This window comes from Mesorhizobium sp. WSM3224, from assembly GCF_000427725.1.
Taxonomy (GTDB): domain Bacteria; phylum Pseudomonadota; class Alphaproteobacteria; order Rhizobiales; family Rhizobiaceae; genus Mesorhizobium.
Map to the genome: position 1 here is coordinate 14,195 of NZ_ATYO01000022.1, position 11,831 is coordinate 26,025.

Consider the following 11,831-nt stretch of genomic DNA (forward strand, 5'->3'; position numbering starts at 1 on the left):
GATTCGGCGCTACCCAATTGAACAGCTGCTGCAACAGGAGGGACCGGGGCAATGGTTGGTCATTGCGAAAAACGCGCCAGTCCTCACCAAGGCTCAGCTGCCCTCCCGCCGTCGCGATGTCGATGCCTACGTGACTTTAGCGTTAAGCATCCTCGATGTCCGGCTTGACCAGTGGATTGATCGTATTGCGCTGCCTCTGCCAGAAGGCTGGATTCATCCCCTGGGTGACGCATCACTGGTCGAAGCGGTTGCAGAGGATTTGCAAAAGGCGATTGCTCGCGCTCCGCTGCCTCAAGCATTGGGTGCTTTGACGAATGCCAATCCCGAAGTTGTGCAGGCGGCATGCGAACTTGTTCTTGGGCACCCGATTCGACTTGGCTACGTGATGCCGCCGCGTGTCGGAGCTCGCTTGACGCGCTTGATCGGCTTGCACACCCTCCTTGCCGTTGCGGGCAAAGCCCAGCCCATCGAGGAATTGCTGCCGATCTATCATGCTCATTTTGCGAATGATCTTTGCTCCGAACGTGACGCTGAGATCGTCATGGGCGCCGCACCGCATCTGTTTCTGGAAATCGAAGAGGGTAGCTGGCTGGCAATCGGCGCCGCTGGCACGACGCTTAAGAGCTTGGCGCCAGCGGAACGGGACGATCAACCGCAAGAGGAGGAACCAGGGACAATCGCGCACGCGCTGCAGGTAGCGCTTCAAGCTCGCGGCCCCACAAGGTTGGGAGACCTGCTCGACGATGCCCAAGCCATTCTACCAGAAGGTCGGTCCGCCAACAGTATAGGGCCTATTCTGATCACCCGTCGCGAAATTTTTATTCGTGTGCTTCCCGGGGTCTATGGACTGTCCGAACATGTTTCGGCAATCGCTGCTCACCTCCCAGACGACCTGCCGATCCTTTTCAATGACAACCAGGCTCGGCTTTATGCCCATGCGCGATATGCCGGAGAGCCTCGCTCGATCTTTCCATTTTGGACGCCGACGGCGGAGCTCAAACTATGTCGATGGGCTCGCCATTCCAGCGATGCAGACGTCTTTGCCTCGCTGCTCTCCGTAGCTGATCCCGCCGACTGGCCTGTCGGTTCGACTGAATGCGCAAATTGGCAACGTCTCAAATATCAGCAAGGTCGTTTTGCGATCGGAATGACTCTTCGGCGCGATGCCGCCTATGAGCTGCCGTCTTTGGATAGGATCCTCGCAGCCTGCGTTTATGCTCATAGTCAAGGTGGGCTGAATTGGATTGCCGCGAATCGCCTGTCGGGTCGAAGGATCGACTCTCACGCCGGGGCCGGCCTGGTGGCTCTGCTGGTTTGCTTAGGTGCCTTGAAGGAACCCGACGCGCAGGGCTTTCAATGGCAAATGCAACATTCTGTCACTTCCACCCTTGATGTCGTGCGCAGTGAGCTAACAGGGGAACTGGCGCATACGGGAGAACTCGACTGGAGCCGCGGTGCCGGTGTGTTACTCGCAGGACAAGTCGCTCATGCAATACTCCATCCAAAAAGCTGGGTCAGCCACAGTGCTGTCGTGGCGATGTTCGGGCAACAGACAGCGTCCGTCGCGAGCGAGGCAAGTGACGATCCCTTTGAGTTGCTGATGGCAGAGCGTCGCCGGTCTCGCGAAGCCCGGCAAAGAGAGGCCAATCTGCAATGGTTGCTTGCGGAATGAAGTCCCCTAGCCTTAAAGGGGTGCGGAAATGATCGCGCCGGAAGTCCCAGAGCTTAAATCCCACTACCGCAGTGGCAAAGACGACTTGGCCGTTGACTTTTTTCGGCCATGCCTACGGGTTGCTACCCTTTATCGTCGGGCCGTGGGATACTTCTCCACTTCAGCACTTTTAAGCTGGACAGATGCGCTGACTCGCGTCGCGGCTGACGGTGAGCTGATTGTTCAAATGGTAGCATCGCCGGAGCTTTCCCCAGGGGATGCCGCGACCTTGAGAGCGCTCCACAATCCCGAAAGGATCGCGCAGTATCAGGCAATTATTGTCGAGCGAATTCTGGACGAAATCATTGCGCTGCTTGGCGACCCGACCGATTCCGGACGTCTCGCTCATGTATTTGCCTGGCTCCTGGCAAACGACCGTCTACAGATAAAATTCGCCTTTCCAGAACATGTCGCCCAACCGGGCATCTTTCATGAAAAGATCGGCATCTTCGATTTCCCAAACGGATCACGCGCCGCGTTCACAGGTTCTGCCAACGAAACCAGAAGCGGGCACAGCAGGAACTACGAATCGATCGACGTTTACCGGTCATGGGTGCCCGCAGAGGAAGAGCGGGTCTCCACGAAAGTCGAACAGTTCGACGAAGCCTGGAACAACAAAGCCGAAGGCCTCGATGTTTTAGCGCCATCGACGGACGTAATCAGCCGTTTGCGAGAGCGAGCACCTCGCCACAGAAAACCCGTGGCGGAAGAGAAGCCGGAGCAGCAGCCGGAGCCCGACAAACGGTGGCTGCATCAGGAAGAAGCGGTTTCAGCGTTTTTGGCGGGCGGGGCCGGGATCCTGGAGATGGCAACCGGGACAGGTAAGACCCGCACAGCACTCAAGATCTTATCGTCGTTGATCGCCTCGAAATCGATCGACGCCGCGATTGTTGCAATGGACGGGACCGACCTCCTGGATCAATGGGCAGAGGAGCTCGAACAATGGAACCTCGCCGGTGGCCCGCATTGGCTCATCTACCGAAACTATGAACGTTATCATGAGCTTGGCGAGTTTGCTCTTGATCCCTATCGCGGGCTGATTGTCATTTCTCGCGGCCAACTCCACAAACTTCTGGGCAGGCTGCCGGCCGCCGTAAAGTCGCGTATGATAGTCATTCACGACGAAGTTCACGGCTTGGGCACACCGAGTCTTGTCGGTTCCCTTGGCGGGAGCCACAACGATTTTTCGTTTAAAGTGGGGCTCAGCGCCACGCCGGACCGGGCTTACGACCAGGATGGCAATCAATTCATCGCAACCGAGCTTGGTCCTGTTTTGTATCGGTTTCCGCTTGAAAAGGCGATCGCGCGCGGGGTGCTGAGCGAATTCGATTATCTACCGCTTGCGTATGAACTAACGACCAGCGATCGAGAGCGACTGCAGGGCGTCTATACTAAGAAGGCCGCGCGCCTGCACAATGGCAACCCGATGAGCGACGAGGAAATCTGGACCGAAATTGCCATGATATACAAGACCGCCGAGATGAAGCCGGTGGTCTTTTGCGAGTATCTTAAAGTGAACCCTTCAATACTCCAGCGGTGCATCATCTTCGTTGAGACAAAAGAATACGGCTCCAGAATTCTCGATATTTTGCATGACTACACGCACCTTTACCGAACCTACTATGCCGAAGACGATCGAGACCATTTGGTAGCGTTCGCCCGAGGCGACATCGATTGCCTCGTCACATGTCACCGAATATCCCAAGGGATTGATATTCGCTCGTTGAGCACGGTCGTGCTGTTCGCGTCGGCTCGTGCAAAACTCGAGACAATTCAGCGGATCGGCCGCTGCCTGCGGACAGATCCTTTATTGCCTGAAAAACGTGCTCTGGTCGTCGATTTTGTCAGGCCGGCCAGTCCGACCGATCCGGTTCCGAACGCTGATCAGGAGCGCTGTGCTTGGCTTACAGCGCTATCTGCGGTGAGAAAGGGAGACTCTAATGCCGCTTGATCCAGCCCTCGAGGCAGCGCTCCACAGCTCCGTCAATGCTGCTGGCCAGCCCAAGACAGTTGCACAACGACTTGTAGCCTGGCTCAAGTCATTGAGTGATGGCGAAGGCAGTGAGGACCAAAACGCTCGCTTTTACGAAAACGTCTTGGAAGCTGTTAAGGTCAAGGACACAACCGATGAGGATTAGTCTAAGTGGCTGGGCCAGCAATGGTTTGCGGTGTCCTGACGTTGAGATCAAGCTAGCCGGCAAGTCAGGTGAGCCGGCCAAGGTCGCATTGGTACAAATGCCGAACGGCACCGGGAAAACGACAACTTTGGAGCTCATTCGAGCTACCCTTACCGGCCAGGCGAGCACCTGGCCACCGACAAGAATACGAGACTATCGCCGACCTGGGGACAATCGGGACAAAGGTGAGTTCCGCGTAGCGTTGCTGCTCGACAGGCGACCGCTCACCATCGAACTGATTTTGGATTTCGAAAACGGCACCGCGTCGTACCGCACAACAACACCCGGCAGCGGAGGCGTGGTTGGCCGGTGGCAGCCTCCTCCATCGGTTCTAAAATTTCTGACGCCTGACTTTCTGCACCTGTTCATCTTTGACGGTGAGTTTGCCGACAAATTGTTGAAGCAGGATGCGGGACGCGCTGACGAGGCTATTAGCGCGCTGTGTCAACTGGACCTCCTCGACATTGTCGCTCAAACCACTGAATCGCAGTGGAAAAAGCGTACCAGCCAGGGCGGAGGGAAGACGGCTGCGGCATTGACCAAGCTCAATGGCCTGCGCGATGCACTGCTCAGGCGCCGCAGTGATCTCGAAAAGGCGCGCGACGTCGCGCAGCGAAAAATCGATGCAGGCTCAGTCGCAGCCGCTGATCTTACCAAGAAAATTGCCGATCGGCTTGGCAGTGTTGAAGCCACTCGGGTTCAGCACGCTGAGGCAATACTTGCCCTCCAGGGTGCCAACAATGCGGTAAGCAAGGCATCGGGCGAGGTCATGGATCTTCTCCGAATGCCGTTGGCCGTTCACAAAAGCTTCTCCGAGAGCCTCGTCGAACTCAGGGATAACCTTGACCATCTGAAACTTCCGGAGAACACCTCAGCCCAGTTCTTCGCAGATCTCGTTCAAGAGCCCGACTGCATTTGCGGACGTCCGATGAGTGATGTTGCTCGCGACGAAATCCTGAAGCGAGCGAAGGGTTATCTCGACATGGAGGAATCCGGAACGATCAACGCGCTGAAGCATGACATCACCATGTTCGTGGCCGCTCCGGGCGATGAGCCGGCCTACGTGCTTCTCGAGAGGGTGTTAAAAGAACTTACATCAGCTCGCAGGCAGCAAAGAGAGGCCGATCAGACGCTGCGTGCGCTGGCGAAGAAGCTTATCGATGAAGGCGATGAGTTGCTCAAAGAGTGGCAGGATACCTTGGGGACTCTCGAAACCGAGTTAGCCCGCTGCAAGCAAGTCCTACAGGAGATCAATGCCCCGTCAGGGGAAGACACTGACGAGCCGATCATGTCCATGAAGCTCGTCGAGAAGAAATTGGATGAGGTTGGGAAGGACATAGCCAAATTATCTGAAACTGTCGATCTTAGAAGCAAAACGGATATAATTGAAGCAATCCTCAAGCAAGCCGCGCGTCTGGCGCGGGATGAGATCCGCGCCGAACTGGTGCAGGAATCAAACAAGAGGCTTTCGGTTATCCTTGCCAACGACCCGCTTCGCATCGATCGCATCGATAAGTCGCTGCACCTTGCCAACCAGTCAGGTGCAAGCGTGGGGCAGAAACTATCTGTTGGTTACACTTTCTTAATGAGCGCCCTAAATCGCGGGAACAATGACTTTCCGCTCATAGTCGATAGTCCTGCCAATTCGATTGACGAGGGCGTGCGACGCAATATCGGAAAGCTTATACCCGAGCTTTGCACTCAATTCGTTGGCTTCACGATCAACACTGAGCGAGCGGGTTTCGTCCAGGCGTTGGAAAAGGTCTGCGAGGATTGCCTGTTTCTAACGGTGTTCCGCAGGACCGAGGGAACAAAGCGGCTTGAGCGCACCCTGCCGCCAGTTGGCGTGACCAAGACGGACAATGCCGTTTTAGTCAACAACCGCGACTACTTTATGTCTTTCGACCTCACGGATGAAAAGGACATCTGATGGCTCGGTTCCGTATTCGAAAGGATGCTCAAGCTTGGTTCAACAAAATTGAGGATTTCGAGCATTTCAAAGTCGATTTTGATCAATATTACCTCTGTCTGATGGCGGGCTTCGCCAGTGGACGAAGCAACGATAGCGCTCCCACGACGGAAATGGTGGATCATTTTGTCAAGGAATATAAGCCCGCCAGCCGCTTTCTGATAGGGCTATTGGTAATCGCGGAACTCAACAAGAGTGGAATTGGAGTCACGGAGCGCGCTGCCGTGCGTGCACTATTCAAGCGCCTCGTAGATCCGCATAGTCCCAACCAATTGACCGAGGAGGGTATGCGTCGAATGAACGCGTACGCAAGCGGCGGCTACGATTATCTGTCTGAAAAGCGAGAAACCAAACCGTACTCAGGCGAGGAGTTTTTGCGAGATTATGTTCAGCTAATAGATCAGGCGGTGAAGTCGGCCGACAGCTTGCCAACGGGTTCACTGCCATCTTGAGGCATGAGGAATGGGATAGGCGACGGCCAGCATGCTAACGAAAGCCACGGCTGGCGTCGTCCACCCTGCTTAGATTAAAACGTCTGATAGACCTAATTCGCAAGTCCAATTTGCTCCTCGATTGCCCGACGAATGATGCTTCGGCCCGATCCCGACGCGTTGCGGTATTTGTCCTCGCTGAAGTTCAATCCGCGTGCTGGTTGTAGAATTGATCGGAAGTACTCGACTGAGATGACTTTCCGTTCGTAAGCGTCGGGGGCCAACCGACGTAAAATGTCGAAAAGCGCCTGCACGGCCACCGTCTTGAATATGAACGAGTCTGCGGGCGCAGCGGACCAGAATACCTCGTTGCAAGCGATGAGATAATTCAGAACCATGGTATAGATCACGATGTCCTGACCTGCGAAGTAGGCCGCGCGCAGAGGCGCTCGATCCTTTCTGCGCTCTTGAATGTCGGCGCGCCGCACCTTGGCAGGTGTCTGGAGATCGTTCGCGTCCGTCTTCGGGTTGCTCGTGAAGAGTCGCGCAATTCCCTCTACAACAACTGCAGTCGAGACCTTCCACCCGCCGTGACCGGTCAGCGCTGCAAGTTGAGCGTCCTTCTTGGGAGCGATGACAATCCGTCCCTTAAGAGGTGAGGCGTCGTCGCTGCCCAAACGGCGTGTCAGGAACACTGCAAGCTTGTCTGGGCTCCAAAAAGACGGATCCTCATCGTCTATGTTGTAGCCGAACATCTCATACGTCAGGCTCTTGTCCACTCGCTTCTGGTTCGAGTTGATAGTGGCGAAGATCTGTGCCTGAAACGGCTTCGGCAGATCGAGATAGATCGCGCAAATCATCTCCATCTCAAGACGCTCGACCACTTTCGCTTTCGCGAAACCGAATAGGCGGTGCTGGCCGTCCACCACGGCGGCGAGCTTGTCTTTGGTTGGGATCACCAGCTCATGGCAACCATCGTCTCCCACCTCAATGCGCCAGCGTCGGTCGATCAGACTTGGGTCGCCATCGGCGACTTCCAAATTGTCAGCTGGCTTACCGTCTTCGGCATCCTCCTCCGCTTGATCAACCGGATCGTCTTCTGTCATGCCGTCACTCGGCCGCGAATTCGCCGCCAGGATGATCGAATTGGGGAACGCGGTGTCGTCCCTATCGATATATCTGCCGATCTCCTGCAGCCTTTTCTCGCGATATTCACGCTGAATTCCGCCGAGATTGTATGGCCTGCTTGCGTCGCCAGTGTGCTCGGCTGTGAGGACGTCGCTGAAGCAGACATCGAGAAGCAGGCGAGCCGGCAGTGCTACTACCCAACATTCTGCGAGTTCCTGACGAACGCGAAGGACCTTGGTTCGATATGGGAACGTGGTCATGCGTCAAAACCTCCAAGGTCGCCACCAAGGGGGCGGTCGGTGCTGCCTCCTAAGGCCGCTTGGTCCAGTGGCTCGTCAAAAAAGTCGGGGTTGTCAGCGTTTGCTATCCACCAGAACCAAAGCGAGACAAGCGAAGCCAGCGTTCCGATGGACAGCGACAAAGCGGTCGAAAGGTTGCGGTCTAGGATTAACCAAAAACCTACAGCGGCGATAACTGTTGTGCCGACAAACGCGACCGCACGCAGCGCCTTCAGATATTTCCCCAACACAATCTGGAAGCATGTGGAACCGATCAGCGCCGGAAAAAATGTTGCCATCGCTGTGCGTACGGGCAAAAAATCTGTGGGCGATGGCGCCTTTGCCGCGTTGATCAATTCCACCCAGATTCCTAGGCCGCCGATCAGCACTACGCTGCCGAAAAAGAAAAAGACAAAGGTTGCATGCGCCGCCGGTCGCGTAGTCCGACGCCAAACGTCACGGCGGAGTTCACTCCACCCTCCTTCAACCGCTCCCATATCACCTTTCACCATGAGTCCACATGCCACCATTCCTCACTATCAGTCGCTTGAGCAGTCGCCGGAGGAAGTGCGATCTCAGTGATCTCGGCATGGCCACGGCAGCCAGCCCGCGCAGGAGAAGCATATACATTCCGCTCTTGATTTTTAAACTGCCAATCCATAACCATCAATTTAACTCGAGATCAACAAGTACCAATGGCAACATACTTTTTTGGAATCTCCAGTTTAAAAACCGCTGGCGCTCAGTAGCGATAATCCCCCTGCTTTCGACTCGCAGAGCGGTATGCGCTTGCGGTCCAGTCTCTATCGCCTACGTCAATTTTACGGATCGCCACAATTGTTGTTTGTGCAAGTTGCGTTGTGATGGGCGCGGGAACTTGGCGTAAATTTGTCAAAAAAACGGAGTCCGGAACGGGACCTTTCCATCTATCACGGCGAACGTTGTCTCACATGCTGGGATGGTCTTATACCTCTACGATCTTGGAAAGTTGCGTCTCGAGCCCACATGTTGCAGCCGCGTATAGAGAGATACGGCCTTGAGCGCCATGTCGTCGAGATGGAGGTTGATGTGTTTGCTCGATGACGTAAAGACCCTTGCGGCGCTCTTGGACGCCAGGTGAACCAGACGAGAGATTTGTCCTGTTCGTTTGCTTGAGATCGAAACGTGGAAAAGGTTCGCGTTCTGGCGTAAATTTGTCTCCTTTGGGCGTCCAACACCTGTGACGACGATCTCGGCAAAAGCTGCGTCTTTTTCGCCGCAAAGCTGCACGCCTGGGGTGGTATTAGCCTGACTTCCACAATGTTCCAGGCATAGAATGAAGCTATGAACGTGCGTTCTATGAGTTCCTTTTGTTCGACGGATCGTGCTAAAGCCGCTCGCCGAACGATCCCCCAGTCGGGGCGCTGCAAACATCTATTTTGTGCTCGCTTCCTGCCTCTCTATCCCTAGCAGGTTGATGAAAAAGTCCCAGAGATACCCGTTTTGAATCTGGTTTGTACCGTGTCTGATTCCGATACGTTCCGTGAACAAAACAGTTTTTCAACAGCCTGCTAGAAGGACCTTAATTACCGAATGAAAAGCACTTTGCTTCCCCTTAATACTATTCGATACGAGTTTCCGGCAACGGAAAACGCGATCTACATGGATGTTGCTAATCAGGGGCTCATCTCAAGAACAGCGTTGGCATCCATAGGACCGCATCTGGAGAATCGGCTTTGCGGGACGAATGATGAGCCTGCACTAATGGAACACGTCGAGCGAACTCGCGCCCGTTTTGCGCGGTTTATCGGTGCGGGTGAAAAAGAGATCGCCATCACGAAGAACGCATCAGAAGGCATTAATATAATCGCTAACGCCGTCGACTGGAAGCCCGGCGATAATATAGTTCTGTGCCCAAAACTGGAGCACGCAAATAACATCCTACCGTGGTTTCAGGTCAAGGTCCGCCACAATGTTGAACTGCGGTTCATAGAGCCGGAGAACGGCTCGGTTCCGCCTGCGGCCTTCATTCGGGCAATTGACTCGCGCACGCGTATTGTCTCACTGTCGACGATGACAATGGTTCCCGGATTTCGAACCCGAGTGGGACCAATCGCCGAGGCGTGCAGGCATTTTGGAGCCTTCCTTTTAGCTGATGCAACTCAATCCGTGGGAATACTCCACACAGATGTCGCTCAACTTGGCATCGATGGTTTGGCGGTTTCGACCGTGAAGGGGTTGATGGGGCTTTATGGGTCGGGATTTCTGTATTGCCGCCAAGAATGGGCCGATCGATTAAATCCGGCCTACCTTTCTCGTTTCAGTGTGGATCTCGGGAACGCGCCAGAATCGGCTCCGGTGCTGGACCCTGTGAAATTGCGGTCTGGGGCGGCCCGCTTTGACCTTGGACACTACAACTTTCCGGCCATGCTAGCTGCCTACGCATCAATGGGGCAACTACTTGAAATAGGGACCGAAGCAATCGACCACAGGGTTACGTCGCTTACTAAACGACTGGCTTCCGGCCTCTTTGAACTTGGATTGCCCGTCTGTGGGGGACCTCCCGGGAGCCACACTGGAAGCATAGTGGCGGTTGGCGATATGGCAGCGCTCTCCGACGGGCGACCTATCAGCAGCCGTATACAGTCGCTTCACGCCTATATGATGAGCAACCAGGTGACCGCCTCAACACGCAGGGGATTATTGCGTTTTTCTCTTCATCTGTACAATACGGAAGAAGAGGTGGATCGTGTTGTCGAGTTGGCCAAGAGCTGGCTGAAGTAGCCGAAGCGGTAAACCACCTACGATAGGAGAATCTATGCCCCCCGTGTGCGCAGAGACTGCGGCGCTCCTACAAGAGCTTATTAGAATTGAGAGTGTCAACCCAGCTTTGTCGTCAACGGGAAGTGGAGAACAAGGAGTCGTCGAATTTCTGGCGCATTTTTGTAGAGAACGAAATCTCCCATATGAAATACAGCCCGTGGTGGAAGGGCGCTCGAACTTGTTAACCTGGGTCCCTGGGCAGGATCCTGACAAGCGCGTCCTTTTTATCGCCCATATGGACACTGTGCCTACAGGTGAATGGGAATCCAACCCGTTCTCTGGTGAACAACGGGAGGGGCGCATTTATGGTCGCGGTGCTTGCGACGACAAAGGGCCGCTTGCAGCTATGTTGGTGGCACTTAGCACCCTTGGAGACCGCAAACCCGAAGCCACGGTCGTCGTGGCGGCGGACATTGACGAAGAGGGCCGCAAAATTGGCGCTCGTGCCATTGCGCAGTCAGGCGTGTCCTATGACGCCGCTGTGGTCGGTGAATGCACTAACTTAGAGCTCGTTGTCGCTCACAAGGGATCGGTCCGCTGGCAAGTCGAAGTTGAAGGCGTCGCCGCGCATACCTCGAAGCCCCATCTCGGAGTAAATGCAATCACGGCAATGGCTAAGATAGTACTGGCGCTTGATGAGCATGGTAATGAGCTGGCGCTACGAGCGGACCCTTTCGTCGGCCCCCCCGCTCTAACCGTCAGCCTTATCGAAGGGGGCGTAGAGATTACAACGGTGCCGCCGCGGTGCCGCATCTGGATTGATCGACGCCTCATACCAGGAGAGTCGCCGCAGCTCGCGATACAGGAGGTAGAAGACATACTGGAAAGTTTCCGCCAGGGCGACGACAAAATCAAAGTCCGATCTTTGCTACCTGCCCTAGAGGATCCAGCTCCGCCTAACGCAATGTCGAGCAAAATTGCTATGGTGGCAGCAGCGGCCTGCGCTGATGTTGTTGGATCGGGAAAATACGTAGGAGCGCCCTGGGGCACGGATGCAAGCCAGCTGTCGTTGGCGGGAATTCCTTGCGTCGTCCTCGGCCCGGGAAGTGATGCTCAGGCCCATACGAACAACGAGTTCATTGAAATAGATCAGTTAGGCAAGGCGGTCGAGATATACCAGCATATAATGCTTAACTACTAGAATTTCCACGCACGTGGTCTTACTTTCTGTCTTGGTGGCGTTCCTTTCTGGAATTCTGTGAGTTTCAACATTACCAGCCGGTCATGACCGCCTGACCGCGCGCTTTCCGCGAATACGCAGAACTCTCAGCTCTGGCCCGCTCCAAGCTCGCTAGGCTAACTTCAGGAGGCTGCGACGCGGCCGACGTGAGATTC

Annotated in this window: 8 protein-coding genes; 6 read left to right on the top strand and 2 right to left on the bottom strand. The window is 55.1% G+C overall.

Annotated features, from left to right (window positions below; genetic code table 11):
• Positions 1 to 1,700: 1,700 nt before the first annotated feature.
• Genes YU3_RS0125000 through YU3_RS0125015 form a run of 4 tightly spaced genes read left to right on the top strand, consistent with a single transcriptional unit; the run spans position 1,701 to position 6,309 of the window.
• Positions 1,701 to 3,662: a DEAD/DEAH box helicase family protein gene (locus YU3_RS0125000; RefSeq protein WP_027168790.1), complete on the top strand. Its 1,962-nt coding sequence runs from the start codon at positions 1,701 to 1,703 to the stop codon at positions 3,660 to 3,662.
• On the top strand, positions 3,652 to 3,849 hold the full coding sequence (locus YU3_RS0125005) for a CxC ATPase DNA modification system associated small protein (RefSeq protein ID WP_027168791.1): 198 nt from the start codon (positions 3,652 to 3,654) through the stop codon (positions 3,847 to 3,849). Before YU3_RS0125000 ends, YU3_RS0125005 begins: the two co-directional genes overlap by 11 nt.
• A complete protein-coding gene (locus YU3_RS0125010) occupies positions 3,839 to 5,818 on the top strand; it encodes an ATP-binding protein (RefSeq protein ID WP_156913593.1) in 1,980 nt (659 codons plus the stop codon). Before YU3_RS0125005 ends, YU3_RS0125010 begins: the two co-directional genes overlap by 11 nt.
• The gene (locus YU3_RS0125015; RefSeq protein ID WP_027168793.1) at positions 5,818 to 6,309 is read left to right on the top strand and encodes a hypothetical protein; all 492 of its coding nucleotides are present in this window, start codon (positions 5,818 to 5,820) and stop codon (positions 6,307 to 6,309) included. The genes YU3_RS0125010 and YU3_RS0125015 overlap by 1 nt, the downstream gene beginning before the upstream one ends.
• Before the next feature lie 92 nt (positions 6,310 to 6,401).
• Here the strand turns inward: YU3_RS0125015 and YU3_RS0125020 are convergent, their stop codons facing one another.
• Positions 6,402 to 7,676, bottom strand: a complete 1,275-nt coding sequence (locus tag YU3_RS0125020) for a DGQHR domain-containing protein (protein WP_027168794.1) — start codon at positions 7,674 to 7,676, stop codon at positions 6,402 to 6,404.
• Positions 7,673 to 8,206 carry a hypothetical protein gene (locus YU3_RS0125025; protein ID WP_036259487.1) on the bottom strand — a complete coding sequence of 178 codons (534 nt, stop codon included), beginning with the start codon at positions 8,204 to 8,206 and terminating at the stop codon, positions 7,673 to 7,675. Before YU3_RS0125025 ends, YU3_RS0125020 begins: the two co-directional genes overlap by 4 nt.
• 1,060 nt (positions 8,207 to 9,266) lie before the next feature.
• On the opposite strand from YU3_RS0125025, the gene YU3_RS0125035 reads away from it, so the two are divergent.
• Complete coding sequence (locus YU3_RS0125035) at positions 9,267 to 10,457, top strand: aminotransferase class V-fold PLP-dependent enzyme (RefSeq protein WP_036259489.1); 1,191 nt, start codon at positions 9,267 to 9,269, stop codon at positions 10,455 to 10,457.
• 34 nt (positions 10,458 to 10,491) lie between these two features.
• Positions 10,492 to 11,637, top strand: a complete 1,146-nt coding sequence (locus YU3_RS0125040; protein WP_027168797.1) for an ArgE/DapE family deacylase — start codon at positions 10,492 to 10,494, stop codon at positions 11,635 to 11,637.
• The last annotated feature ends 194 nt before the right edge of the window (positions 11,638 to 11,831 follow it).

Bases quoted from the DNA above. Each gene is read 5' to 3' on its own strand.
- YU3_RS0125020 (WP_027168794.1), bottom strand. From the start codon at position 7,676: ATGACCACGTTCCCATATCGAACCAAGGTCCTTCGCGTTCGTCAGGAA.
- YU3_RS0125040 (WP_027168797.1), top strand. From the start codon at position 10,492: ATGCCCCCCGTGTGCGCAGAGACTGCGGCGCTCCTACAAGAGCTTATT.
- YU3_RS0125025 (WP_036259487.1), bottom strand. From the start codon at position 8,206: ATGGTGAAAGGTGATATGGGAGCGGTTGAAGGAGGGTGGAGTGAACTC.
- YU3_RS0125005 (WP_027168791.1), top strand. From the start codon at position 3,652: ATGCCGCTTGATCCAGCCCTCGAGGCAGCGCTCCACAGCTCCGTCAAT.
- YU3_RS0125000 (WP_027168790.1), top strand. From the start codon at position 1,701: ATGATCGCGCCGGAAGTCCCAGAGCTTAAATCCCACTACCGCAGTGGC.
- YU3_RS0125015 (WP_027168793.1), top strand. From the start codon at position 5,818: ATGGCTCGGTTCCGTATTCGAAAGGATGCTCAAGCTTGGTTCAACAAA.
- YU3_RS0125035 (WP_036259489.1), top strand. From the start codon at position 9,267: ATGAAAAGCACTTTGCTTCCCCTTAATACTATTCGATACGAGTTTCCG.
- YU3_RS0125010 (WP_156913593.1), top strand. From the start codon at position 3,839: ATGAGGATTAGTCTAAGTGGCTGGGCCAGCAATGGTTTGCGGTGTCCT.